This is a genomic window from Roseovarius sp. SK2, from assembly GCF_028807495.1.
Taxonomy (GTDB): domain Bacteria; phylum Pseudomonadota; class Alphaproteobacteria; order Rhodobacterales; family Rhodobacteraceae; genus Roseovarius; species Roseovarius confluentis.
Window position 1 is genome coordinate 114,608 of record NZ_JARAMK010000009.1, and the last position, 25,302, is coordinate 139,909.

Consider the following 25,302-nt stretch of genomic DNA (forward strand, 5'->3'; position numbering starts at 1 on the left):
ACAGGGAGAAGACAATGAAACATCTCACCACTACGCTTGGCCTCGCCGCCGCCACCCTCTGGGGTGGCATGGCCCAGGCCGCCGATGACGTCACGCTGCAACTCAAATGGGTGACGCAATCGCAATTCGCCGGCTACTACGTGGCGCAAGACCAGGGCTTCTACGAAGAGGAAGACCTGAACGTCACCATCAAGCCCGGCGGGCCCGACATCGCCCCGGCGCAGGTCATCGCCGGCGGCGGCGCGGACGTCATCATCGACTGGATGCCGTCCGCCCTGGCCAGCCGCGAAAAGGGCCTGCCCCTCGTCAACATCGCCCAGCCCTTCAAAAGCTCCGGCATGATGCTGACCTGCCGCAAGGACACCGGCATCGAAGGCCCCGAGGATTTCCGCGGCAAGACGCTCGGCGTCTGGTTCTTCGGCAACGAATACCCCTTCCTGTCATGGATGAGCCAGCTCGGCATCCCGACCGAGGGCGGCGAGGATGGCGTCACCGTCCTGAAACAGGGCTTCAACGTCGATCCCCTGCTGCAAAACCAGGCCGCCTGCGTCTCGACCATGACCTACAATGAATACTGGCAGGTCATCGACGCCGGACTGACCCCCGACGACCTCGTCGTGTTCAAGTACGAGGACCAGGGCGTCGCCACGCTCGAGGACGGCATGTACGTGCTGGAAGAGAACCTCGAAGATCCCGAGTTCGCCGACAAGATGACCCGCTTCGTGCGCGCCTCGATGAAAGGCTGGAAATGGGCCGAGGAAAACCCCGACGAGGCCGCGATGATCGTGCTCGACAACGACGCCACCGGCGCCCAGACCGAGAAGCACCAGAAGCGCATGATGGGTGAGGTCGCCAAGCTGACGGCCGGCTCCAACGGCGCGCTCGACCCGGAAGACTTCCAACGCACGGTCGACTCGCTGCTCTCGGGCGGCTCCGACCCGGTGATCACCGAGGACCCGGGCGAGGCCGCCTGGACCCACCAGATCACGGACGAAGCCCTGAACTGAGGGCTTTGAAAGCCTGACATCGGAACGCCCTCGCAGGGACCTGCGGGGGCGTTTTGCATTGGGACTCAACCCCGTCCCGGACTTGATCCGGAACCTCCTTCTCCAAGCCGCGCGTGGCTCTGCGGCCTCGTAGGGTGGGTTTCCAACCCACCACGCGCTACCCCAGGAACACCTTGTCGCTCGGATACCGCACCCGGGGCCGGCTCTTCGCTGCCAGGAAGAAGCCCAGCGTCAGCGGTCCCACCCGGCCCAGGAACATCACCGCGATGATCACCGTCCGCCCCAGCCAGTTCAACTCGCCCGTCGCCCCGTGCGACAGCCCCACCGTGCCAAAGGCCGAGGCCACCTCGAACGCGAGGTCCCGGAAGGCGATGTTCTGCGTCGCGGTCAGCACGAACAGGCTTGCGAACATCAACAACCCGCTGATCGTCGCCAGCGCCATCACCTTCAGCACCTGGTCCAGTTCCAAGCTCCGCCCGAAGACATGCAAGGCCGGCCGCCGCTGGAAAAACGCCGCTGTCGCCAGGAGCATCACGATCAGTGACGTCACCTTGATCCCCCCGGCGGTGGAGGTCGACCCGCCCCCGACGATCATCAGCATGATGGTCAGCAGGGTCGTCCCGTCCCCCATCGCCGCGGTGTCGATCGTGTTGAACCCCGCCGTGCGCGGCGTCACCCCCTGGAACCAGCTGGCCCACAGCTTGTCGCCCGTACTCTCCAGCGCGCCCAGGGTGCGCGGGTTGTCCCATTCCAGCAATGCGAAACAGACCACGCCGATCACGATCAGCCACAGCGTCCCCGCGATCATCAGCTTGGAATGCAGCGACAGCTTGCGCCACTTGCGATGCTGATAGACGTCGCCCACGACGATGAAGCCGAGCCCGCCGAGGATGAACATCACCGTGACCGTCAGGTTGACCACCGGGTTCCCGACCCAGTCCGACAGGCTGTCGGGCTGCAGCGCAAAGCCCGCGTTGTTGAAGGCCGAGATGCTGTGAAAAATTGCGTGCCACAGCCCCGTGCCCCAGCCCATCTCGGGCACGAAGACAAAAGCCAGCAGCACCGCGCCCACCGCCTCGCAGCCCAGCGCCACGTACAGGATGATCTTCACCAGCCGGCCCAGGTTGCTGATCGTCGCCTGGTTCAGGTCCTCGCGCAGCATCACCTTGTGCGGCATGCCGATGGGAATGCCGAACGCCGTCAGTATCAGGACCGCGAACACCATCAGGCCCAGGCCCCCGAACTGCATCAGGCCGGCGATGATGATCTGCCCCAACAGGGTGAAATCCGCGCCGGTATCGACCACCACCAAACCCGTCACCGTCACCGCCGAGGTCGCGGTAAAGATCGCCTCGCCCAGGCCCACCTTGCCGTGATGCGACACCGGCAACCATAACAGCAGCGCGCCCAGCGCAACGATAAGCAGATACATCACCGCCAGCACCGCCGGCGGCGACAGGCTCAGCCGGGTCGACCCCAGCTTGATCGACGATCTGCGCGCCACCTCAGAGGCTCGCGGAGAAGTCGCGCAGGTTGTTGCGTTCTCCCAGCATCAGCAGCAGGTCGTCGGTCTTCAGCGTGCAATCGTCCCCGTCGCGGCCGATGAACTTCGTCCCGCGCATCACCCCAAGGCAGCGCAGGTCGAACTTGTCCGCGTGGCCCAGCTCGGACAGTTTCTTGTCCTCCATCTCCTCGGGTACCTTCAGGTTCACCACGAAGAACCCGTTGCCCAGGCCCACGTAGTCGCGCACCAGCGGGTTGTGCATCACCTGCGCGATCCGCTGGCCGATCTCGACCTCGGGGTGAATCACCCGGTCCACGCCGATCCGCGACAGGATGCGGTGATGCGTGCGGCTGGTGGCCTTGGCCCAGACCGCGCCCGCGCCCACCTGCCGCAGGTTCACCGCCGCCAGGATGCTCGACTCCAGGTTGTCGCCGACCGCCACCAGCGCCATGTCGACCTCGCCCAGGCCCGCTTCCTTCAGCGCCTCGTCGTCGCGTGCGTCCAGGATGATCGCCTCGCCCAGCTTGTCGGCGTGGCGGCTGACGCGGGTCTCGTCGATGTCCACGCCGATCACGTGATTCCCGAACCGCTCCAACTCGGTCGCGACCGTGCTGCCGAAATTCCCAAGGCCGATCACGGCGAAACTGCGATGTGACATGAGGTCCCCTTCCTCTTCGCACGCAAACGCGCGGTACCATGCACCAGTTCCGAAGCCGGCATGGAACCCGGTCCCGGTCCCGCTATCAGGGCTGCGATCAGGGCCGCCACAATCCCGCCACAATTGCCGGTTTAGCGGTCACGGTAAATTTAACCACAACATGTGCCGTCAATTCTCGAAGAGTGCCCTCAAAATATTTGAAAATAAACACTTTATTCAAATGACCCCCTGTGCTATCTTTTTCTGCAATAAATAAGGCCAGCCGAACAATCGGCGGTTGAACGAGGCAGAGAAAGAGCAGTTCCATGAGAACGCGGAGCAGGCAGCCCATCCGTTGGGGTCTGGTGGCTATGGCCACTATCTGGATGATGGTTATCGTACCGCTAAGCGCGGTCGCGGCCCCCTACGCAGCTTTGGTGATGGACGCACGATCCGGCGAGGTGCTTCATTCGCGCAACGCCGACACCCGCCTTCACCCGGCATCGCTGACCAAGATGATGACCCTCTACGTGGTCTTCGAGGCGGTCGAGAACGGCGAGATCACCCTCGACACGCCCGTGCGCATCTCCAAGCACGCCGCCAGCGAACCGCCCTCGAAACTCGGCCTGCGCTCGGGCTCGACGATCAAGCTGCGCTACCTCATCCGTGCCGCCGCGGTGAAATCGGCCAACGACGCCGCCACCGCTTTGGGCGAGGCGATCGAAGGCTCCGAGGCCGCCTTCGCCCGGCGCATGAACCGTACCGCCAAGGCGCTCGGCATGACGCGCACGACCTTCAAGAACGCCCACGGCCTGACCGAGAACGGCCACCTGTCGACGGCCCGCGACATGACCCTCCTGGGCCGGCACCTGTTCTACGACTACCCCGAATACTACAACCTCTTCTCCCGCGTGACCGCCGATGCGGGCATCAAGAAGGTCTACCACACCAACCGCCGCCTTTTGGGCGACTACCGCGGCGCCGACGGCATCAAGACCGGCTACACCCGGGCCGCGGGCTTCAACCTCACGGCCAGCGCGGAACGTGGCGGCGAGCGCATCATCGCCACCGTCTTCGGCGGCCGCTCCACCGCGTCGCGCAACGCCAAGGTGGCCGAACTGCTGGACCTCGGCTTCCGCCAGGCCCCCAGCCGCGTTGCGGTGAACCGCCCCTCGAAACCCGCCTACATGGGCAAGATCGGCCCCGCCGACAATCACTCCGTTCCCGGCGGCAAGGGCCGCACCGTGCGCCTCGCCTCCGCCGCCGCGGTCAAGAAATCCCTCCGCCCACAGCGCCGCCCCGGCGAAGCCGTCGTGGCACAGGCCGCGCCCACTGTCGGCAAGGAAGATATCGAAAAGGCCCTGCTGGCCGCCGCCGAGACCATCACCGAGGACGCAACCCCACCCGCAGCGCAGGGCAGCGCCCTGGCCACGGCGACGCCCAAGGCACGGCCCAAGGACCTCGTCCTGGCGAGCGTCGATGCGAAGGCACAGACCACGCCCAAGGCCAAAGAGCCGGCCAGCGACCCTGTGCAAAAGGTCGTCACCCGGATCTCCACCTCCGGCGGCCGCCACTGGGGCATCAATGTCGGCCGCTACCCGTCGGAATACAAGGCGCGCAAGGTCCTGTTGAAAACCGCCCTGAACGAGATGGAGACGCTCGACGGCTCCCTGCGCAAGGTGGTCAAGCGCTCCACCGGGTTCGAGGCGAATTTCATGGGTATGACCCGCGAAAGCGCCGACCTCGCCTGCCGCCGGCTTCAGGCCAAGCAGATCACCTGTTTCATGATCGACCCCGGCGCGTAACGCCGCGCCCGATCCAGAGAACGCCTGCGCCTCCCTCCGCGCAGGCGTTTGCCGTTCCGGGCCCCACCCCCGGCTTTTTCTTGCTGAAAATACTCAAATCCGACAGGCGCGACCGGGTGCTACCGCTTCGGCTTATCGTCGTAAGTGTCGCTCAGGATGCGCTGCGCGTTGCCCTCGGGGTCGTCATACTGGTTGCTGCGCACCGTCCACACGAAAAACCCCAGCCCCAGCCCGCCCAGGATCAGCGAGATCGGGATAAGATAGGCCAGAATGGTCATGCACGCCTCCCCGACAGCCTTAGCGCGTTCAGCGACACGGTAATCGAACTCGCCGACATCGCCAAGGCCGCGATCAGCGGCGTCGCCAGCCCGGCCACGGCCAGCGGCACGGCAATGATGTTGTAAAGCGTCGCCAACCGGAAATTCTCGGTGATCCGACGCCGCGCTTTCCGCGCCACGACCAGCGCGTCGGCCAGCGGGCTCAGGTCCGTGCCCAAGAGCACCACGTCGCTGGCCACCCGCGCGGCATCCAGCGCCGAGGCGGGCGAGATCGACACATGCGCCGCCGCCAGCGCCGCGGTGTCATTCAGCCCGTCGCCCACCATCAGCACATGGGCGCCTTTGTCCGACAACGCTGCCACGATCCGCGCCTTGTCCTCGGGCAGCACGCCCGCGTGCCAGGCTTCGATCCCCAACCGCGCCGCCAGCGCCTTCACCGCCGGTTCGGTATCCCCCGACACCAGCCAGACGGCCTTGCCCGCGCGCAAGAGCGCCGTCACGGCCTCTTCCGCACCAGGCCGCAACGCATCCTCGAAAGTCAGCGCCACAGGCGCCGCCTCCCCGATCTTCAGATAGGTCGCCGTCTCGGCACGCGGCTCCGCCCCGACCCAGGCCGCCCGGCCCAGCCGCACCTCCAGGTCGCCCACGCGCCCCGACACGCCATAGCCCGGCACCTCGGCAATCTGCGTCACCTCCGCCGGTTTCGCCTCCGCCTCACCCAGCGCCTTGGCAATCGCCCGCGCCAGCGGATGGGCCGACCCGCGCGCCAGCGCCAGCGCCACGCCCCGTGCGGCATCGTCCAGACCCGCCGCATTGGTCAGCACCGGCACGCCCGCCGTCAACGTGCCCGTCTTGTCGAACACCACCGTGTCGACCTCCGCCAGCCGCTCCAGCGCGGTCTCGTGCTTGATCAGCATCCCCTTGCGGAAAAGCCGCCCCGACGCCGCCGTGGTCACCGCCGGCACCGCCAGCCCCAGCGCACAAGGGCAGGTGATGATCAGCACCGCCGCCGCGATGTTTAAAGCGGTGCGCAAGTCGAACGTGTAGAGAAACCACCCGGCAAAGGCCAAGGCAGACAGGATATGCACGCCGGGCGCATAGAGCTTCGCCGCCCGGTCCGCCAGCGACGTGTACCGCGACCGTCCCGATTCCGCGATCGCCACCAGATCCGCCATCTGGTGCAGCGACGTCTCCGACCCCACCGCGCTGGCGCGGATACGCAGCGGCCCGGTCAGGTTCACTTCGCCCGCCGACACAGCCTGCCCCGGCCCGGCAAAGACCGGCACGGTCTCGCCGGTCAACAGCGACCGGTCCAACTCTGACGTGCCCTCGACGATCTCGCCATCCACCGGCACGCGCCCCCCGGCCCGCACCAGCAGCACGTCGCCCACCGCCAGTTCCGCGATGGGGCGTTCGACCTCCGTACCGTCCTCGATCCGCCACGCGCGCGGCACTTCCAGCGCCGTCAACTCCTCGGCCGCCGACCGCGCCACGGCCCGTGTCCGGTGATCCAGGTAACGCCCCGCCAACAGGAAAAACACCAGCGCAATGGCGGCGTCGAAATACGCATGATGCCCCGACAGCGCCGTCTCCCAAAGCGACGTCACCACCGCCAACGCCACGGCCAGCGTGATCGGCACGTCCATGTTCAGCCGCCCCTGCCGCAGCGCACTCCACGCGTTGCGATAGAACGGCACGCCGCAGAACGCGACGGCGGGCAAGGCAATCGCGGCGGAAATCCAGTGGAACATGTCCCGCGTCGCGTCATCCGCGCCGGACCAGACCGACACCGACAGCAGCATCACGTTCATCATCGCGAACCCGGCCACCGCCAGCCGCATAAGCAACTCGCGCCCGGCCTTGTCCGTCGCCGTGGCATTCAGCGTGCCGGGATCCAGCTCATGCGCCTCGTATCCCAGCCCTTCGACCAGCCCCACCATCTCGGCGGGCGTCACGTCGGCCTCGGCGTCGATGCTCGCCCGTTTCAGCGTCAGGTTCACCCGCGCCGAGCGCACACCGGGATGCGCGTTCAGCCCGTCCTCGATCCTGGAAATACACGCGGCACAATGGATCGTCGGCAGTGACAGCGCGATCTGCCCTCCCTCCGGCGCGACCTCCACGTCGTCGGCACCGGGGGCCGCCGCACAGGCCGGGCAGCCCATCGCCGCCTGATGCCGCATCGCCACGGTCACGCACCGCTCTCCTTGATCAGCACCACGCGCTGCTGAAACACCGTGCCGTCCTCGGCCCGTGCCTCCATGCGGATGTTCCAGTTGCCCGCGCCCAGCGGCACCGTGGCGAAATAGGCCTCGCCGTCGAACCGGAACGCGGGCGTCACGTCATCCTGCACATGGGTCGCCCGCCCCACCGTTGCGTCCAGCGCCGCCACTTCCACCGGCTGGCCGTCCGCATCGGTGATCTTCAACTCCAGCAGGCCCGCCCTGTGTGTCGCCTCCACGCTCCAGCCCAGGGCCTCCTGCGCGTCGCGCCGGTCGTCAAAGCTTTGGCTGGCGATATAGGAATTCTTCGTCTCCAGCCCCGGAAAGGTCTTCACCGCCGAGAACGCCAACACCAGGTTGACCGCGATGATGATCGAAAACGCCCCGGCAAACCCGGCAAAGACGTGCCATCCCTTGATCGTGAAGTCGCGCTTCATTCGCCCCTCCCGTTGAACACCGTGTCCTTGTGGGCGCGGTCTCCGTTCGAGATATCCTCGATCCACAGGCGCACGTCCGTCGCATCGCTCCGCGCCGCGTCCGATCCCGGCGGCGCTATCAGGTAGACGCGCTGCAAATAGGTCTCGTTGGCCGGCACATCTACCGTTTCATAGGGGGTCCCTTCAAGCTGCACGCGAATGGCCGGGTCGCCCTTGGCCGAAATCCGCATCGGGCGCGCCTCGCCATGCTTGTTGCGCAGCCGCACCTCGTAGGTGTTGCGGATCGACCCGTCCGACAGCGTGACGAAGGTCGGGTTGCGCACCGGCGCCACCGTCAGGTCGATATCCGCCCGGATGAACAGCGCAAACAACAGCCCCGCCCCCACCAGCGACCACAGCGACGTATACATGATCGTGCGCGGCCGCAGGATATGCTTCATCACCGGCTTCGGTGGCTTGCCTTCGCGCTCGCGCTCCTCGTCGGTCAGCGCCATGTAGTCGATCAGGCCGCGCGGCTTGCCGATCTTGGCCATGATGTCGTCGCAGGCGTCGATGCACAGGCCACACGTGATGCACTCCATCTGCTGCCCGTCGCGGATGTCGATCCCCATGGGGCAAACGTTCACGCAGGCCATGCAGTCGATGCAGTCCCCCGGCCCCTTCGCCGCCGCCGCGGCATCCGGCACCATGTCGCTCTCGTTGTTGGGCACCGGCGTCCGGGCATAGCTGGCCCCCGCGGTTTCCCCCGCCGCATGCGACGCCGCCTCGGCCTTGACCGCGTCCTCGGTCTGCCGCCGCCGCACGTTGCCTTTGCCCCGCGGCTCGCCCCGCCAGTACCGATAGCCGATGGTCAGCGTGTCCTCGTCCATCATCGCCGCCTGGATACGCGGCCACGGACAGGCATAAATGCAGATCTGCTCGCGTGCGAACCCGCCGAAAAAGAACGTCGTCCCGGTCAGGATGGCGATGGTCGTATAGGCGATGGGATGCGCGTTCAGGGTGAAAAGATCCACCAGCAGCGTCGGCGCATCGGTGAAATAGAACACCCACGCGCCCCCCGTGGCCACCGCGATCAGCAGCCACAGCGCCCACTTTGTCAGCCGCAGGCGCACCTTCCGCGCGTCCCATTTCTTCTGCCGGTGCAGGCGCAGCCGCGCATTGCGGTCCCCCTCGACCCAGCGTTCCACCAGGATGAACAGGTCCGTCCACACCGTCTGCGGGCAGGCATAGCCGCACCACACCCGCCCCAGCGCCGAGGTGAACAGGAACAATCCCAGCCCCGCCATCACCAGCAAACCGGCCACGAAATAGAACTCGTGCGGCCAGATCTCGATCCAGAAGAAAAAGAACCGCCGGTTCGCCATGTCCACCAGCACCGCCTGGTCGGGCAGCGACGGCCCCCGGTCCCAGCGGATCCAGGGCGTGACGTAGTAGATCCCCAGCGTCACGATCATGATGATCCACTTGAACCGGCGGAACCAGCCACTCACGCGCTTGGGAAAGACAGGCTCCCGCGCGGCATAGAGGCTCGGCGGGGTCTCGGGAGAATCAGATGTAGAGGACACGGATAGCTCTCGCTCCGATAAAGGTCTGTTGCGCCGGCCCGTTCTGACACGGCGGGTTTTCCAAAACCTTGACTCAGATCAACCCTTTTCGTCGCAGGGCGCTTCCTTCTGGCGGCGCAGCCACGTCACGAAGGCCTTGGCCTTTGGGCGCAAAACACCGGGCCGCGTGACGATATGATACCCCGTCTCGCCCGCATCCCGAAACAGCAGCTTCAGCCGCCCCGCATCCACTTCCGCCTGGACCGAGGACATCGCCGTGCTGATGATCCCCTGCCCCGCGCGGGCGCCTTCCAGCATCAGGTTGCCCGGCACCTGCGTCACGCTCTTGGCGCGGCCCTCGGTGACGCCATGCTTGCGCAGCCAGTCGGTGGATTCTGACGTGCCAAGCTCTTCCAGCCACGGATAGTCCAGCAGATGCTCGGGCCGGGTGATCTCGCACGTCCCAACCAGCTTGGGCGCGGCGGTGATCACGATATCCGAGGGCACCAGCATCTCCACCTCCAGCCCCGGCCAGTTGCCGTCGCCAAAGCGCAGCGCAAGGTCATAGCCCCCCGGCGTCAACTCGTGCAACTCCGCCGACGGGTTGATCATCAGATCGATGCCGGGATGCCGCGTCTGGAAGTCCATCAGCCGCGGCATCAGCCAAGTGGTCGCGAAAAGCTGCGTGGTCGAGACCTGCACCGCCCGGTCCGCATCCGCCCCGGTCAGCGCGTCGACACTGCGCGCGATGGTGTCGAACCCGGTCTTCAGCGCATCGGCCAGCTCACGCCCCTCGGTGGTCAGCTGCAACTTGCGCCCGCTGCGATCCACCAGCGGCACGCCCATCCGGGCCTCCAGCGCCTTGACCTGCTGGCTGATCGCCGCGTGGCTGACGTTCAGCGCCGCGCCCGCCGCCTGCGCCGAGCCGGTCTCGGCAAGGGCCGCGAACGCGCGCAAGGCCGTCAGGGGCGGGAGGGTCAGCCAATCCGTCATGTAATCTAATCTTACATATCCGAATTTTTCCTGAGTCGCAATTACACGCTATGGCTGCCAGATTGAGGCCATCACACGAACCTCAAAGGAACACGACATGCTTGGAATTCTTTCAGATAGCTTCCGCACCGCTACCCGCCTGAACGACGCCGATGCCCGGCAGGGCCGCGGCCACTGGGCGCCGAACACGCGCTTCGACAACCGCCGCGACGCCGAGCTTGAGGCGCACCGCATCGGCCGCCTGCCACGCTAGGCCGGGACGATGCTCGAACGCCGCATCTTTCACCCCAAGCCGGCCTTGCGACCACGGCCCTGGCCCTGGCGCACACGCCGCTGGCCCTACCAGACTCCTGATGTCGGCCCGAGCACAGGTTAGGTGCGCGGGGCGTCTCCCCCGACTGGCCCGTGGTCCCGGCCTTCTGGCCGCGCCACGGGTCTTTTTTCACCGACAGGCTTGCCCTCATGACCTGGAACCTGGATCACACCACAGACACCCCCGCCGGCACCGTCGCCTGGGGCAGCGCCGGATCGGGTCCGCCGCTCGTCCTCGCCCACGGCTGGCCTTGGTCGTCAGTGTCGTGGCACCAGATCATCCCCACGCTGGCGAAAACGCACACTGTCTACTGGCACGACATGCCCGGCTATGGCCGCTCCGAAAAACGCGCCGATCAGCCCACCGGACTCGACGTGCAGGGGCAGGTCTTTGCCCAAATTCTGCGCCATTGGGGCCTCGACCGGCCCCGCGTCGTGGCGCACGACTTCGGCGGCGCGACCAGCTTGCGCGCGCATCTGCTGCACGGGGCCGAATTCGACCGGCTTGTGCTGATGAACGTGGTGGCGATGCGGCCCTGGGGGTCGGAGTTCTTCGACCATGTCGGCCGCCATATCGACGCCTTCATCGGCCTGCCCCCGCACATCCACGAAGCCATCGTGCGGGCCTATATCGACGGCGCGCTGGTCACTGACCTTGCAGCCGACGATACCGAGGCGCTCGTCGCCCCCTGGCTGGATGAGGCGGGCCGCGCCAGTTTCTACCGCCAGTTCGCCCAGGCCGACGAACGCTTCACCGCCGAGATCGAGCCGCATTACTGCGAGGTCCGCTGCCCGGTCAAAATCATCTGGGGAGAGGCCGATCCGTGGATCCCACTGGACCATGGCCGCGCCTTACACGCGCTGATGCCAGGGGCGGACTTTGAAACGCTGCCCGGCGTCGGCCATCTGCCCCAGCTCGAAGCACCAAAGGCCGTTCTAAGCGCCCTGGCCGATGTGCTCGAAAACTGACCCCTTCCAACGAAAAACACCGGCCCCTCCTGAAATGCGCGAACAGAGGGAGGGGCCGGTGCCTTCCCGGGGGCATTGCAATAGCACCCCCGGGAATCTCTTGTCGGAACGTCAGCTCATTCGCCGCCACCCAACTGATGGACGTAAGCAGACACCGCCCGGATCTCCGCTTCGCTCAGACGCTCCTGCCAAGACGGCATGACGCCAAAGCGCGAATTCCACACCGTCTCGTACAGCGCGTTGTAATCCCCGCCATAAAGCCAGATCGCGTCGGTCAGGTTCGGCGCACCCTGCTCCTCCATTCCCATGGCGTTCTCGCCATGGCAGGCGGCACAGTTGTATTCGAACACTTCCGCACCTACCTCGGCGGCCTGCGCATCCTGCGGCTCGCCCGACAGGGACATGACGTAGTTCACCACCTGCACGACCTCTTCCTCGGTCAGAAGCTCGTCGCGGCCAAAGGCCGGCATCTGCGAATAGCGCGCGTCGGGGTCCTCGTCGTTGCGGATCCCGTGGGTGACGGTCGTGTGGATCGCCTCCATCGAGCCGCCCCACAGCCAGGCGTCATCCGATAGCGTCGGATAGCCGGTGGCCCCGCCGCCCTCGCGCCCGTGGCACTGCACGCACCAGGTGTTGAACACCGCCTCGCCCGCGGACCGGGCAAAGCCCGCCAACTCGTCGTCGCCCGGAATCGCCGCCAGCTCGACACTGGCCAGCCGCTCGTTGATCTGCGCGTTGGCCGCCTCGGCCGCCTCGATCTCGGTCTGCACGTTGGCCCGGGTCGAATACCCCAGGTAACCTTGCGTCGCGCCCGAGATCATCGGCCAGGCCGGATAGGCGATCGTGTACCAGACGCCCCAGGCGATCGTGGCGTAGAACACCCACAGCCACCAGCGCGGCAACGGGTTGTTGTATTCCTCGATCCCGTCCCATTCGTGGCCGGTCGTTTCGACCTCATGGTTGTCTTGCGGTTTCTTAACCATTTTATTGCTCCTCGTCCGAGGCACGGCGCGCAGCCGGGGCCGGCGCGTCTTCATTGCGGAAGGGAATGTCGGCGACATCCTGGTAGGCGCCCCGTGACCCGGGCCGCATGACCCAGATCACGACGCCGATGAAGAAGGCGAAGAGCGCCAGCAGCATCCAGCTGTCCGCGAACTCCCGCAGCAGGGAATAGGTGTCCATCGTCGTCCCTCCTTACCGGCTGGCCACGGGCGTGAAGGTCGAGAAATCGACCAGCGTGCCCAGCATCTGCAGATAGGCGATCAGGGCGTCGGCTTCGCTGATGCCCGGACGGCCGTCGAAATTGGCTACCTGTGCGCTCTCGCCATACCGCTCGATCAACCCGTCATAGTCGCTGTCGGGATCGGCCTGCGCCCGGAAATCCGCCTGCGCGTTCTCCACATGCGCGTCCTCGTAAGGCACACCCACCAGCTTGTGCGTCGCCAGAAGGTCCCCCACGTACTGCCCGTCGATCAGCCGCTCCTCGAGATAGCCGTACTTGGGCATCACCGATTCCGGCACCACCGATTGCGGGTCGCGCAGATGGTCCACATGCCAGGCGTTGGAGTACCGACCGCCCACGCGCGCCAGGTCCGGCCCGGTCCGCTTGGACCCCCATTGGAACGGGTGGTCGTACTGGCTCTCTGCCGCAAGGCTGTAATGCCCGTACCGCTCCACCTCGTCGCGCATCGGGCGGATCATCTGGCTGTGGCAGACATAGCATCCCTCGCGGATGTAGATGTCACGCCCGGTCAGCTCCAGCGGGGTGTAGGGACGCATCCCCTCCACTTCCTCGATGGTGTTCTCCAGCCAGAACAGCGGTGCGATCTGCACGATGCCGCCGATGGTCACCACCAGGAAGGCAAAGATCGCCAGCAGGGTCACGTTGCGTTCCAGGATCTGGTGCCGGTCCAGGAAAGTCTTCTTCTTGGGCCGGTCCCCCACGCCCGAGGCCGAAGCCGGCATCGGGGGTTTCTGCATTTTATCGTCAGCCATTTTTCCGGCCCTCCTTATTCAGCCGGGACAGCGGAGTTGTCGGTCTGCACCGCCGGGCTCCGTCTGACTGTCATGTAAAGGTTGAAGCACATGACGATCGCACCGGAGAGGAACATGACCCCGCCCAGACCGCGCACCACGTACATCGGCAGCTTCGCACTCACCGTGTCGGCAAAGGAGTTCACCAGGAACCCGTTGGCATCCACTTCGCGCCACATCAGGCCTTCCATGATGCCGGTCACCCACATCGACGCCGCGTAGAGAATGATCCCGATCGTCGCCAGCCAGAAGTGCCAGCTCACCAGGCTCAGGCTATACAGCCGCTCGCGGTTCCACAGCTTGGGCACCAGGAAGTACAGGCACCCGAACGTGATCATCCCGTTCCAGCCCAGCGCGCCGGAATGCACGTGCCCGATGGTCCAGTCGGTGTAATGCGACAGGCTGTTCACCGCGCGGATCGACATCATCGGCCCTTCAAAGGTGGACATCCCGTAAAAGCCAAGGCTGATCACCATCATCCGGATCACCGGATCGGTCCGCAGTTTGTCCCACGCGCCCGAAAGCGTCATCAGACCGTTGATCATCCCGCCCCACGAGGGCATCCAGAGGATGATCGAGAACACCATGCCCAGCGTCGAGGCCCAGTCGGGCAGCGCGGTATAGTGCAGGTGGTGCGGACCCGCCCAGATATAAAGAAAGATCAGCGCCCAGAAGTGGATGATCGAAAGTTTATAGCTGAACACCGGCCGCCCGGCCTGTTTCGGCACGAAGTAGTACATCATCGCCAGGAACCCCGCCGTCAGGAAGAAGCCCACGGCGTTATGGCCGTACCACCATTGCGTCATCGCATCCTGCACGCCCGAAAAGATCTGCACGGATTTCGAGCCGAAGATGCTCACCGGAATGCTCAGGTTGTTCACCACGTGCAGCATCGCGACCGTGATGATGAACGACAGGTAAAACCAGTTCGCCACGTAGATATGCGGCTCTTTCCGCTTCACCAGCGTGCCGACGAACACGGCCAGGTAGGACACCCAGACGATGGTCAGCCACCAGTCCACGTACCATTCCGGTTCCGCGTATTCCTTGGATTGCGTCGCGCCCAGCAGGTAGCCGGTGGCGGCCAGCACGATCACCAGTTGGAACCCCCAGAACACGAACCACGCCAGGTTCCCGCCCCACAGCCGCGCCGCGCAGGTGCGCTGCACCACGTAGAACGACGTCGCGATCAGCGCGTTGCCGCCAAAGGCGAAGATCACCGCGCTGGTGTGCAAGGGCCGCAGCCGGCCAAAATTCATGTAGCCTTGCGCCCATTCGAAATTGAGCGTCGGAAAGGCCAGCTGGAACGCGATGAACGTCCCCACCAGGAAGCCCACGACCCCCCAAAGCGCCGTGGCGATCACCCCGGCGCGCACGACCCCGTCCATGTATTCCCCGGACAGGTCGACCACGGGGCGGTCCTCGTCCGTGTTGCGCAGCACCCAGATGAACATGCCCGCCGCCACAAGGGCGATGGTCAGCGCATTCACAAGGTACGCGATATCCCGTGCCTGGTTGGCGGCGAACAGCGCGAAAAACGCGATCAGCCCCAACAGGATCAGTTTTACGTAGTTACCCATTTTGCGTCCCTTTGCCGTATGTCCGCGCAGGCCCTGCCGGGGCGCACGGAGTCATTTGACTGGGGCCGCTTATTTCCGATGCCGAGTCACCCCGCTTTGATCTGCATCAAAGGATTGGCGGGAATGGGTTGACCGGCATCAAGGCAGCGTCTCGCCCCGGGGGCCAGATTGCGTTCGAAATGGTTAATGAAAGGCGAATCGCAATGTCCTGGAAAACGATCTTCTGCGCCCTGTCCGATGCCTCACGCGTCGAGCATACCTTGACCCACGCCGCCGAACTGGCTCGCCTGCACGGGGCGCATCTCGACGTGCTCAGCCTCGGCGTCGCCCGCGATCCGGCAACGCATTATTTCTCCGGCGCCGGTGTCAGCGCCGTGATGGTGCAGAACATATTCGAAGGTTGCCACGAGGAAGCCGCCGAGATCGACAGCGCCGCGCGCGCGGTCCTGGGCCGGCAGGACGGCTTCTTCTGGTCCTGCGACAAAGGCGTCGCGCAGCTTGCCGACCTCGGACACCATGTCGCCGACCGCGCCCGCTTTGCCGATCTCGCCGTGCTGCCCATGCCCTATGGCGAGGGGCTGGGCCCCGAGCTTGCCCCCCTGACCGAGGCGATCCTGTTCGACGGGCGCATTCCCGCGATGGTTCTGCCCAACACGCCGGACATCACCCTTGACCCCAAGCGGGTCGTGATCGCCTGGAACGACGGTCAGGAGGCGCTGCGCGCCGCCCGCGACGCGCTGCCGATGCTGCAACGGGCCGAGCGCGTACACGTCGTGGTCGTCGACCCGCCGGTACACGGCCCGAACCGCTCCGATCCCGGCGGTCTGCTATCACAATTCCTGGTGCGTCACGGCGTGGCGGTCGAAATCGACGTGGTCTCCAAGACCCTGCCCCGCATCGCCGACGTGCTCTTGCGCCGCGCGCAGGATATCGACGCCGATGCCGTTGTCATGGGCGCCTACGGCCATTCCCGCGTCCGCGAGGCGGTCTTCGGCGGCGCCACCCGCTACATGCTGGAGCACGCGCCCCTGCCGCTCTTCATGGCGCATTAAAGCGTTTCCGGGTCAGTCTGAAACATGCATCGCTTTTTGCGTCTCAAGAGGCAGCGAAAAGCGATTCAGTGTTTCCCGGAAACGCTCTGAGGTCGGGGCTGGGGTCGCGCAACGGACCAGACACATGGGTTCCTGCGCGCGGCCTCAGATCGTCCCGAGGTAATACCCGATGGCCTCTTCTAGCTCCGTTTCCTCGTACCCGAAATGAGAGCGCACGACCTCTTCCAGCTTCCGGTACGTGGCGGCGGCCCGGGCAAAGTTTTCCTCGCTGGGGTCTTCCGCCAACGTGTCTGCCGCGCGCCCAAGACGAACGATCAACTCGTGGACGACCTCGTGCTCTGACACCAGTTTCGCCACGACCTCCCGGAACATTCCCCCGCCCGCTGCCTCGATGCGGGGAAACATGTCGGTGCTCTCGATATCGTGGTGCAGCTTCAACACCTGGCACTCGCGCCCGCACAGGGTCCCGAACACCCGGAAATTCTCGGCCATGTCCAGCGACAGCACGATCTGCCTCAGGTTCTCGGGTGGGGCATCCCGCGCTTCGATCCGCGCCAGCACCGCGCCGATCCGCGCCATCTCCATCAGGTAGTGCCGGTGGATCGCCGCCAACTGTCGGCCCTGGCGCCGATGCCTGTCCGTGGCGTCCGGCACCTTCGGCGCCCGTGGCCGCGCGGCCTCGTCGATGGTGAGGTCATCCAGCGAATAAGTCGAGAGGTCAGCCATGCCCGGTAACAAAGCCCCTCCCGGACCGAAGTCAAGACCATCGGTCACCCCGTAGGGTGGGTAAAAAACCACGCGCCGCGCCTTAACCGCACATTACCCCCGAACGCCCCGTTAACCCCGCCAATTCGGAAAAATCGCACCGTCGCGATACCACTTGAATACCGACGCAATACCGACGTCGAATTTTTCCTGAATTCAAAGGATTAACCTTATTCCCGGGCTCAGGCCAGCATCCCGCCGTCGCTGTCATCCCCCGCCTCTTCCAGCAGGCGGTCGAAATCCGGCACCGTCACATGCCGCTTGCCTTCCAGGTGGATCACCTGGTCACGCTTCAACGCACTGATCTGGCGGCTCACCGTCTCCAGCGTCAGGCCCAGGTAATCGGCCATCGCCTCGCGCGTCAGCGGCAGGTCGAACACCACCTGCCCCGCGGCCTTGGACATGTTCAAGACCGCGTTACGCCGCCCCAGGATCGCCAGGAACGACGCGATCTTCTCCCGCGCCGTCTTGCGCCCCAACAGCAGCATCCATTCGCGCGCCGCATCCAGCTCGTCCAGCGTCATCTCCAACAGGCGCTGGCCGATATGCGGCGTCTTTTCCATCATGTTCTCAAAGGGTTGCTTGCGGAAACAACACATCACCACGTCGCTCACCGCGACCACGTTATAGGCCGCCTTCTCGCGCCCTGGACGGCCCACGAAATCGCTCGGCAACAGCAGGCCCACCATCTGTGTGCGCCCGTCTTCCAGCGTCTGCGTCAGCATCGCGATGCCCGACACGACCGAGCCCACGAAATCCATCCGGTCCCCGGCCCAGATCAGCGTCCGGCCCGCCTCGAAGCTGCGGTAGTACTTGATCTGGTCCAGCTGCTCCAGTTCCTGCGCATCACATCGCGCGCACACGGCCCGGTGCCGAATGGGACACGCATCGCATTCACGGGGGATCAGGTCATGTGCGTCTTTGAGCATCGACAATGCTTTCGGTCGAGTTGATCTGCATCAAGGCTTCGCTCTTCCTTGTGAGTATTTTAACGGCATGATTGACCGAGAACAACTCCGCAGACTGGGCCTGTTCGACGCGAATGTACCGCGTTACACAAGCTATCCCACCGCACCGCATTTCTCCGATTCCGTCGGGTCCTCGACCATGCGGGACTGGATTTCCAACATCGAACCGGGCAGCGCAATCTCGCTCTACCTGCATGTGCCCTTCTGCCGCAGGCTATGCTGGTTCTGCGCCTGCCGCACGCAGGGCACCAAATCCCTTTCGCCCGTCGCCGCCTATGTCGAGACGCTCAAGGCGGAATTGGCCCTGCTGAAAGCCACCCTGCCACAGGGCATCACGCTGTCGCGCCTGCATTGGGGCGGCGGCACGCCGACTCTTCTGTCTGCCGACCTTATCACCGATCTGGCCGAATCAGTGCGCGACGCGGTCCCCTTCGGCGACGACACCGAGTTCTCGGTCGAGATCGACCCGAACGAGATCGACGCCCCCCGGATCGAGGCGCTCTCCGCCGCCGGGATGAACCGCGCTTCCGTGGGCGTGCAGGACTTCGACGACACCATTCAGCAGGCCATCGGCCGCATCCAGACCTTCGACATCACCCGCGACACCATAGACGCGCTGCGCGCCGCCGGCGTGCGCAGTCTGAATGCGGATATCCTTTACGGCCTGCCGCACCAGACCAAGGGGCGCATGGTGGAAAGCGTGCAGAAACTCCTGTCGCTCAACCCCGACCGCGTGGCGCTTTATGGCTATGCCCATGTGCCGTGGATGGCCAAGCGTCAGCAGCTTATCCCGTCCGATGCGCTGCCCACGCCCGAGGAACGGCTGGAGCTCTTTGATGCCGCCCGCCGCCTGTTCGTCTGGGACGGCTACCGGGAAATAGGGATCGACCATTTCGCGACACCCGAAGACGGCTTGAGCCTCGCCAAGAAACTTGGCCGCCTGCGCCGCAACTTCCAAGGCTACACCGACGACACGTCCGAGGTGCTCATCGGGCTGGGGGCCTCGTCGATTTCGCGCTTCCCGCAAGGCTATGCCCAGAACGCCCCCGCGACCGGAGCCCATACCGGGGCAATCCGCGAGGGCCGCTTCTCGACCAGCCGGGGGCATGTCTTCAGGGGACAGGATCTTCTGCGGGCCCGCCTTATCGAGGCCGTCATGTGCGACTTCCGCATCGACGCCGGGGAAATCTGCGAAACTTTCTGCATGTCGCGCAAGGCTGTACGTGAAATGCTTGAACCTGCCACACGCGCCTTTGACGGGCTTCTGGACCTAAGCAACGAGGGTCTCTTCATCCCGCACGAGGCACGCCCGCTAACCCGGATGATCGCCCGCAGCCTCGACGCCTACGACCTCAGCCACGCCGGACACAGTTCGGCGATCTGAGCCGGGATCAGGTCAGGCGCTTCTCCAGTACCAGCGCATCGACCGTCCCGCCATCGGGCCGCTTGTAATACTTCGCGCGCCGCGCAAGCTCGGTGAAGCCGAACGAGCGGTAAAGCCTCAGTGCCGCCGCGTTGTCTGCCGCGACTTCCAGGAACAGGCGCTCGGAGCCGCGCGCACGGGCCTCGGCCTCGAACGCTTGCAACGCCGCCCGCCCGTGTCCTTGCCGCCGCGCGTCGGGATCGGCGGCAAGCGTCAGAAGCTCCGCATCGCCCGCAACCGCCTGTCCGACAGCAAACCCCTTGGTGTCACCGACCACGAAGATATGCGAATGCTCCAGGAGGTCACGGAACTCGCCTGCGTCCCAGGCCCGCCCCTGCCCGTCGAATGCCCGCGCATGCAGCGCGGCCAAGTCGTCAGGCGTCATCAAGGATCACCGGGGGAGCATCGCGCGAGGGCGCCGCGTCGGCGGGCTTGAGGTACAGCGGCGCCGGGGGGGGCGTGTCTTCGCGCCAGCGGGTCGCGGCAATCCGCGCGATGGCAGAGGCCGGCGCAAAGGTCGCCGGAACCGCGGGCGCGCCGATCTGTGCCGCCACCGCCTTGGCCGCCGTGCCGACACAGACAAGCCCCGGCTCCATCAGGCCTGTGTCGATCTCGTCGATCGCCATCAGGTCCGGCCCAAGCGGTGTGTCCATGTCAAAACCTTGCACATAAGCCTGTCCACGGGGTGCGTCCCGCGTCGCCAGCACCGGGCTGTCCTGCCCGTATGCTGCGGCCTCGAGGATGCTGACGCCAATAGCGGGGATTTCCAGCGACAAAGCCAGCCCCCGCGCCGCGGCGACCGAAATCCGGATGCCGGTGAAATTTCCCGGCCCGATGCCGACCCCAATGGCGTCAAGGTCGCTCCAGCCGGCGCCGCCCTTGGCCAGAGCGTCTTCCAGCGCCGGAAACAACGCCTCGGCCTGTCCTTTTGGCATATCGACATGGTGATCGCTCAGAACGTCCTGCCCCGAAAGCAACAACACCCACAGCCACGGGCCGGAGGTGTCGAATCCCAATACGAGCGGCGCGTTGGTCACGAGGTCAAACGCCGACGGGGCGGACCTCGGTCACTTCGGGGATGTAGTGCCGCAGCAAGTTCTCGATCCCCATCTTCAGGGTAATGGTCGAGGACGGACAGCCGGCGCACGCACCTTGCATGTGAAGGTAAACCACGCCGCGCTCGAAACCATGGAAGGTGATGTCACCGCCATCCTGCGCCACGGCAGGGCGGACTCGGGTATCCAGCAATTGCTTGATCTGGTCGATGACCTCGGAATCCTCGCCTTCACTGGCGGCGTGGCCCGACTCCGGACCGTCGCCGGTCATGACCGGCTGACCGGACTGGAAATGCTCCATGATCGCGCCCAGAATCGCGGGTTTCACATGGTCCCACTCCACCGCGTCCTGCTTGGTCACGGTCACGAAATCATTGCCCAGAAACACGCCAGTCACACCCTCGACGCCAAAGACGCGCGCAGCAAGCGGCGACTTGTCGGCCGTCTCGGAAGACGGGAAATCTGCGGTCCCGGCGTCCAATACGGTCTGGCCGGGCAGGAACTTCAGCGTTGCGGGATTCGGTGTCGATTCCGTCTGGATGAACATTGTGCGCGCCCTTTTTGTCAGTTGTGCAAGATATGCGCAGCGAGACTGGCCCTGTCAAGGTTTGGAACGATTCTAAAACTGGGTTCAGGTGATCGCTTCCAGTCGCTCCTTGCTCAGGTCGCCGGGCACGATGGTGATCGGGATGGGCAAGCCACCGGAATTCTTCGACAATTGCGACACGAGCGGCCCGGGCCCCTTTTTGTCGGCGCTGGCGCCCAGCACCAACACGCCGATCTCGGTGTCCTCCTGAACCTGCGCCATGATCTCCGCCACCGGCTCGCCTTCGCGGATCACCAGCTCGGGGTCGATGCCCTGCTTGTCGCGCATCCACTTCGCGAAGACCTCGAAATGCGCGTGAATGCGCTCGCGGGCTTCCTCGCGCATGATGTCGCCCACGCCGATCCAGTGGTTGAATTCGTCGGGCGGAATGACCGCGAGAATCTCAACCCCGGCTTGCGTGTTCTTGGCGCGCATTGCGGCGAACCGCATGGCGTTGAGGCATTCCCGGCTGTCGTCCAGCACCACGAGAAACTTGCGCATGATGTTCCCTTCGTCTTCCGGCGTTCATATTGACGCGTTCCGGGGCGTCCGGCAACAGCCGCTTTCTTGCACGGTTCACACCACGGCAGTATCAGTCAAACGTCCCCGCCACGCGCCCGACCAGCATGAAGGCGCGCGCCGTGCGCGTGTCCGACATCTCGGACATCTCGGCATCCGTCGCCACCTCGGCGAACTGGCTGATCGTGCGGTCGAACAGCCGCAGGAAATGGTGGGCGGCATCGCGAAAGATCATGTCCTGCTTCATGCGAGCGGCCGTCAGCGCCAGCGACGAGCGGTCCCGCACACCGCCCAGCGCGGCTACGGCGCGTCCACGTTCCCCGGCAGCGAACCGGCGCCAAACTTCGGGACGGGCCATGTCTGGGCGCAGGTCGTCCATGTAGATGCCGTCCTGAGACAACAGTGTCAGCACGTCCTGGCTGGCCTGAATCAGTTGCGCGCTATGGCGGACCTTCAGCGCCCGGCGCAGTGCGGCAAAGCCTGCTTTGTCCTCGGCGTTCTCCGGGAAATTCAGCGCCCTTATGAAGTCTTCGGTCGCCAACGGCGGCGCCATCTCTTCGGGCGGGGTGCCCAACGGCAACGCAACCTGGTCCGTGCCCACCTCCTCGTTCTTTGACACTGGCGCGGGCCGCACCTCCACCGGGCTGCGCGACGTCGAGAACGTCGCCAGCGCCGTCTCGGTCTTGCGTTGCGCCGCCGCGATCTCCTCCAGCTTTTTGGCGACCGAGGGCTGTGCGACCTCGTGCGCGGCCTGGCTTTGCGCCACATAGGCCTGCCGGATCGCGTCGATGGCGGTTTGCAGGCGCCGGCTCTCCTCGCGCATCACCTTGCTCGAACGTGCCGCCGTAGCCGCGACCCAGATCATCGCCACCGGCATGAAGATGGCCAGCAGGACCACCACGAATTGCAGCGCCCCGCCGGATTCCGAGAACATGCCCATCGGCTCCAGCACCAGAAAGAACACCGCCGTGCCGACAAGCCACAGAATCGTAAGCGCCAGCGCGATTATCTCGACACCCGTGACCCCGTCCTTTCGGGGCCGGTCATAGACACCAAGCGGTGTCTGCGGTGACTGGTTCGGCTCGGTCATGGGCAAACCTGATTGAAAAGGACCGGGTCAGATATATTCGACCTTCAGCACCTCGTAGGCCTTGTCGCCGCCGGGCGTACGCACTTCTACGCTATCGCCCTCCTCCTTGCCAATCAAAGCCCGCGCAATCGGCGATTTTACGTTCAGCAGGCCCTTCTCGATACTGGCCTCATATTCGCCCACGATCTGATAGGACTTCTCCTCGTCCGTATCCTCGTCCACCAGCGTCACCGTGGCGCCGAACTTGATCGGGCCGGACAGCTTCTTGGGGTCGATCACGTCGGCGAGGCTGATCGCGCCTTCCAGCTCCTTAATGCGGCCCTCGATGAACGACTGTTTTTCCTTGGCGGAATGATACTCGGCATTCTCCGACAGGTCGCCATGCTCGCGCGCCTCGGAAATCGCCTTGATGATGGCCGGGCGCTCGACGGATTTCAGCTGTTTCAGCTCCGCGTTAAGCGCGTCGAAACCGTCCTGCGTCATCGGGATCTTTTCCATGACCTGTCCTTCTTTCTTGTCCCTAGTATCACCAAGGGGCCGCCGTTACGCGACCCCGTTCGTTTTCCAAACCATGCGCGACAGATTGACCCGACCTGCCCCGCCAATGCAAGTAGGTCCAGACCGCCGACCGCACAATCGTGCCGAAACTTGCGCCTTTTTGACGCTTTTGACCGTCTGTTACGTCGTGTTCGAATTGACCTTGCGCAACCCCGCACGATAACCAGTTGCGAAGTTTCTTACGCGGGCCGGCATGCGACCGGACGACCAGGAGAGGACCAAGATGACCCAAGTCGAACGCGAAGCCATGGAATACGACGTCGTGATCGTCGGCGCAGGGCCCGCAGGCCTGAGCGCCGCGATCCGCCTGAAACAGCTCGACCCCGAGCGCGAGGTCGTGGTGCTGGAAAAAGGCTCCGAAGTGGGCGCGCATATCCTGTCGGGCGCGGTGCTCGATCCCTGCGGTCTCGACGCCCTCATACCCAACTGGAAGGAAAAGGGCGCGCCGCTCAACGTCCCGGTGAAAGAGGACAACTTCTTCATGCTGGGCGAGGCGGGCAAGGTCCGCATCCCCAACTTTCCGATGCCGCCGCTGATGAACAACCACGGCAACTATATCGTCAGCATGGGCAATGTCTGTCGCTGGATGGCCGAACAGGCCGAGGCTTTGGGTGTCGAAATCTTCCCCGGCATGGCCTGCTCGGAAATCGTCTATGGTGAAAACGGCGAGGTGAAGGGCGTCGTGGCCGGCGAATTCGGCAAGAACGCCGACGGCACCCCCGGCCCCGGCTACGAGCCCGGCATGGAACTGCACGGCAAATACGTGTTCCTGGGCGAAGGCGTGCGCGGTTCGCTGTCCAAGGAGGTCATCGCGAAATACGACCTTTCCAAGGGCAAGGAGCCGCAGAAATACGGCCTCGGGATGAAGGAAATCTGGGAAATCGACCCGGAAAAGCACCGCGAAGGCACCGTCACCCACACGATGGGCTGGCCCCTGGGCAAAAAAGCGGGCGGTGGCTCGTTCATCTACCACCTCGACAACAACCAGGTTTACGTCGGCTTCGTGGTGCACCTGAATTACCGTAACCCGCACCTCTACCCCTACATGGAATTCCAGCGGTTCAAGCATCACCCGGTGGTGGCCGACCTGCTCAAGGGCGGCAAGCGCGTCGCCTACGGCGCCCGCGCCATTTCCGAGGGCGGATACCAGTCGATGCCCAAGATGGTCGCGCCCGGCGTCGCCCTTCTGGGCTGCTCGGTCGGCATGGTCAACGTGCCCCGCATCAAGGGCAACCACAACGCCATGCTGTCGGGTAAGGCCGCGGCAGAAGCCGCGCACGAAGCCATCGAAGCCGGTCGGGCCAGCGACGAGCTATCCAACTATGAGAGCGAAGTGCGTAACGGCGCCATCGGCGCGGATCTGAAAAAGGTCCGCAACGTCAAGCCGTTGTGGTCCAAGTACGGCCTCACCGCCTCGCTCACGCTGGGGGGCCTCGACATGTGGACCAACACGCTCGGCTTTTCCTTTTTCGGCACGCTGGGCCACGGCAAGACCGACGCCGAGGCGACCGAAGAAGCCAGCAAGCACGCCGAAATCGACTACCCCAAGCCCGACGGCAAGCTGAGCTTTGACCGCCTGACCAATGTCAGCTTTTCGATGACCAACCACGAGGAAAGCCAGCCCGCGCACCTCAAGCTGAAGGACCCGAATGTTCCGGTCGAGGTGAACCTGCCCAAGTATGCCGGCCCCTCGGCCCGCTACTGCCCCGCAGGGGTCTACGAGTTCGTGGAAAAGGACGGCGAGCAGCAGTTCGTCATCAACTTCCAGAACTGCGTCCACTGCAAGACCTGCGATATCAAGGACCCCGCCCAGAACATCAACTGGACCACGCCGCAGGGAGGCGACGGGCCGAACTATCCCAATATGTGAGCGACAGGCGAAATCACGCGGACACCGAGGGCGGCAAATTGGCCGCCCTCATTGCGTTAACGGGCCGCTCATACTACTTTCTCGCAAATCATCGACC

General features: G+C 64.8%; 27 protein-coding genes. 7 read left to right on the forward strand and 20 right to left on the reverse strand.

Features of this window, described 5'->3' with window-relative positions; genetic code table 11:
• Positions 1–14: 14 nt before the first annotated feature.
• Complete coding sequence (locus tag PVV74_RS16515) at positions 15–1,007, forward strand: ABC transporter substrate-binding protein (RefSeq protein WP_211286195.1); 993 nt, start codon at positions 15–17, stop codon at positions 1,005–1,007.
• A gap of 157 nt (positions 1,008–1,164) precedes the next feature.
• Here the strand turns inward: PVV74_RS16515 and PVV74_RS16520 are convergent, their stop codons facing one another.
• The 3 genes from PVV74_RS16520 to PVV74_RS16530 all read right to left on the reverse strand — a co-directional run bounded on the left by PVV74_RS16520 (position 1,165) and on the right by PVV74_RS16530 (position 3,476).
• A complete protein-coding gene (locus PVV74_RS16520; protein WP_425061800.1) occupies positions 1,165–2,511 on the reverse strand; it encodes a TrkH family potassium uptake protein in 1,347 nt (448 codons plus the stop codon).
• 1 nt (position 2,512) lies between these two features.
• Positions 2,513–3,169, reverse strand: a complete 657-nt coding sequence (locus PVV74_RS16525) for a potassium channel family protein (protein ID WP_274593982.1) — start codon at positions 3,167–3,169, stop codon at positions 2,513–2,515.
• Positions 3,170–3,266: 97 nt separating this feature from the next.
• Positions 3,267–3,476 (reverse strand): hypothetical protein, encoded by a 210-nt coding sequence (locus PVV74_RS16530; protein WP_274593983.1) that lies wholly within the window; start codon positions 3,474–3,476, stop codon positions 3,267–3,269.
• On the opposite strand from PVV74_RS16530, the gene PVV74_RS16535 reads away from it, so the two are divergent.
• On the forward strand, positions 3,475–4,953 hold the full coding sequence (locus PVV74_RS16535; RefSeq protein WP_103764686.1) for a D-alanyl-D-alanine carboxypeptidase family protein: 1,479 nt from the start codon (positions 3,475–3,477) through the stop codon (positions 4,951–4,953). The genes PVV74_RS16530 and PVV74_RS16535 overlap by 2 nt on opposite strands.
• Positions 4,954–5,072: 119 nt before the next feature.
• Here the strand turns inward: PVV74_RS16535 and ccoS are convergent, their stop codons facing one another.
• The 5 genes from ccoS to PVV74_RS16560 form a co-directional block, all read right to left on the reverse strand.
• Positions 5,073–5,231 (reverse strand): cbb3-type cytochrome oxidase assembly protein CcoS, encoded by a 159-nt coding sequence (gene ccoS, locus PVV74_RS16540; RefSeq protein ID WP_103764685.1) that lies wholly within the window; start codon positions 5,229–5,231, stop codon positions 5,073–5,075.
• Positions 5,228–7,423, reverse strand: a complete 2,196-nt coding sequence (locus PVV74_RS16545; RefSeq protein ID WP_274593984.1) for a heavy metal translocating P-type ATPase — start codon at positions 7,421–7,423, stop codon at positions 5,228–5,230. Before PVV74_RS16545 ends, ccoS begins: the two co-directional genes overlap by 4 nt.
• Complete coding sequence (locus tag PVV74_RS16550; protein ID WP_274593985.1) at positions 7,420–7,887, reverse strand: FixH family protein; 468 nt, start codon at positions 7,885–7,887, stop codon at positions 7,420–7,422. The genes PVV74_RS16545 and PVV74_RS16550 overlap by 4 nt, the downstream gene beginning before the upstream one ends.
• Positions 7,884–9,452, reverse strand: a complete 1,569-nt coding sequence (locus PVV74_RS16555) for an RdxA/RdxB/FixG family protein (protein WP_274593986.1) — start codon at positions 9,450–9,452, stop codon at positions 7,884–7,886. The genes PVV74_RS16550 and PVV74_RS16555 overlap by 4 nt, the downstream gene beginning before the upstream one ends.
• 78 nt (positions 9,453–9,530) lie before the next feature.
• Positions 9,531–10,424, reverse strand: coding sequence for a LysR family transcriptional regulator (locus tag PVV74_RS16560; protein WP_103764682.1), 894 nt, complete (start codon positions 10,422–10,424; stop codon positions 9,531–9,533).
• A 97-nt stretch (positions 10,425–10,521) separates the two neighbouring features.
• On the opposite strand from PVV74_RS16560, the gene PVV74_RS16565 reads away from it, so the two are divergent.
• Together PVV74_RS16565 and PVV74_RS16570 are read left to right on the forward strand one after the other, a co-directional pair.
• Positions 10,522–10,677 carry a hypothetical protein gene (locus PVV74_RS16565; protein WP_170067265.1) on the forward strand — a complete coding sequence of 52 codons (156 nt, stop codon included), beginning with the start codon at positions 10,522–10,524 and terminating at the stop codon, positions 10,675–10,677.
• 209 nt (positions 10,678–10,886) lie between these two features.
• Entirely contained in the window at positions 10,887–11,705 is an 819-nt protein-coding gene (locus PVV74_RS16570; RefSeq protein WP_274593987.1) for an alpha/beta fold hydrolase, read from the forward strand.
• Between the two features lie 116 nt (positions 11,706–11,821).
• Here the strand turns inward: PVV74_RS16570 and ccoP are convergent, their stop codons facing one another.
• Genes ccoP through ccoN form a run of 4 tightly spaced genes read right to left on the reverse strand, consistent with a single transcriptional unit; the run spans position 11,822 to position 15,319 of the window.
• Entirely contained in the window at positions 11,822–12,688 is an 867-nt protein-coding gene (gene ccoP, locus PVV74_RS16575) for a cytochrome-c oxidase, cbb3-type subunit III (RefSeq protein WP_103764680.1), read from the reverse strand.
• Between the two features lies 1 nt (position 12,689).
• Positions 12,690–12,887, reverse strand: coding sequence for a cbb3-type cytochrome c oxidase subunit 3 (locus PVV74_RS16580; protein ID WP_103764679.1), 198 nt, complete (start codon positions 12,885–12,887; stop codon positions 12,690–12,692).
• 12 nt (positions 12,888–12,899) lie between these two features.
• A complete protein-coding gene (gene ccoO, locus PVV74_RS16585) occupies positions 12,900–13,670 on the reverse strand; it encodes a cytochrome-c oxidase, cbb3-type subunit II (RefSeq protein WP_103764678.1) in 771 nt (256 codons plus the stop codon).
• A 44-nt stretch (positions 13,671–13,714) separates the two neighbouring features.
• Positions 13,715–15,319: a cytochrome-c oxidase, cbb3-type subunit I gene (gene ccoN, locus PVV74_RS16590; RefSeq protein ID WP_274593988.1), complete on the reverse strand. Its 1,605-nt coding sequence runs from the start codon at positions 15,317–15,319 to the stop codon at positions 13,715–13,717.
• A 203-nt stretch (positions 15,320–15,522) separates the two neighbouring features.
• Between ccoN and PVV74_RS16595 the strand changes: the two genes are divergently transcribed.
• Positions 15,523–16,371, forward strand: coding sequence for a universal stress protein (locus PVV74_RS16595; protein ID WP_274593989.1), 849 nt, complete (start codon positions 15,523–15,525; stop codon positions 16,369–16,371).
• Positions 16,372–16,515: 144 nt separating this feature from the next.
• On the opposite strand, the gene PVV74_RS16600 is transcribed toward PVV74_RS16595, so the two are convergent.
• Positions 16,516–17,097 carry a hemerythrin domain-containing protein gene (locus PVV74_RS16600; RefSeq protein WP_103764675.1) on the reverse strand — a complete coding sequence of 194 codons (582 nt, stop codon included), beginning with the start codon at positions 17,095–17,097 and terminating at the stop codon, positions 16,516–16,518.
• Between the two features lie 221 nt (positions 17,098–17,318).
• Positions 17,319–18,065 carry a transcriptional regulator FnrL gene (gene fnrL / locus PVV74_RS16605; RefSeq protein ID WP_103764674.1) on the reverse strand — a complete coding sequence of 249 codons (747 nt, stop codon included), beginning with the start codon at positions 18,063–18,065 and terminating at the stop codon, positions 17,319–17,321.
• Positions 18,066–18,132: 67 nt separating this feature from the next.
• Between fnrL and hemN the strand changes: the two genes are divergently transcribed.
• Positions 18,133–19,488: an oxygen-independent coproporphyrinogen III oxidase gene (gene hemN / locus PVV74_RS16610; RefSeq protein WP_274593990.1), complete on the forward strand. Its 1,356-nt coding sequence runs from the start codon at positions 18,133–18,135 to the stop codon at positions 19,486–19,488.
• A gap of 7 nt (positions 19,489–19,495) precedes the next feature.
• Here the strand turns inward: hemN and PVV74_RS16615 are convergent, their stop codons facing one another.
• The 6 genes from PVV74_RS16615 to greA form a co-directional block, all read right to left on the reverse strand.
• Positions 19,496–19,912 (reverse strand): GNAT family N-acetyltransferase, encoded by a 417-nt coding sequence (locus PVV74_RS16615; RefSeq protein WP_274593991.1) that lies wholly within the window; start codon positions 19,910–19,912, stop codon positions 19,496–19,498.
• Positions 19,902–20,564, reverse strand: a complete 663-nt coding sequence (gene tsaB / locus PVV74_RS16620; protein ID WP_274593992.1) for a tRNA (adenosine(37)-N6)-threonylcarbamoyltransferase complex dimerization subunit type 1 TsaB — start codon at positions 20,562–20,564, stop codon at positions 19,902–19,904. The genes PVV74_RS16615 and tsaB overlap by 11 nt, the downstream gene beginning before the upstream one ends.
• Positions 20,565–20,568: 4 nt before the next feature.
• Entirely contained in the window at positions 20,569–21,129 is a 561-nt protein-coding gene (locus PVV74_RS16625) for a NifU family protein (protein WP_103764670.1), read from the reverse strand.
• Between the two features lie 84 nt (positions 21,130–21,213).
• Positions 21,214–21,669 (reverse strand): universal stress protein, encoded by a 456-nt coding sequence (locus PVV74_RS16630; protein WP_103764669.1) that lies wholly within the window; start codon positions 21,667–21,669, stop codon positions 21,214–21,216.
• Between the two features lie 91 nt (positions 21,670–21,760).
• The gene (locus PVV74_RS16635) at positions 21,761–22,777 is read right to left on the reverse strand and encodes a hypothetical protein (RefSeq protein ID WP_274593993.1); all 1,017 of its coding nucleotides are present in this window, start codon (positions 22,775–22,777) and stop codon (positions 21,761–21,763) included.
• Positions 22,778–22,804: 27 nt separating this feature from the next.
• Positions 22,805–23,275, reverse strand: a complete 471-nt coding sequence (gene greA / locus PVV74_RS16640; RefSeq protein ID WP_103764667.1) for a transcription elongation factor GreA — start codon at positions 23,273–23,275, stop codon at positions 22,805–22,807.
• A gap of 283 nt (positions 23,276–23,558) precedes the next feature.
• Between greA and PVV74_RS16645 the strand changes: the two genes are divergently transcribed.
• On the forward strand, positions 23,559–25,205 hold the full coding sequence (locus PVV74_RS16645; RefSeq protein WP_274593994.1) for an electron transfer flavoprotein-ubiquinone oxidoreductase: 1,647 nt from the start codon (positions 23,559–23,561) through the stop codon (positions 25,203–25,205).
• Positions 25,206–25,302 lie beyond the last annotated feature (97 nt).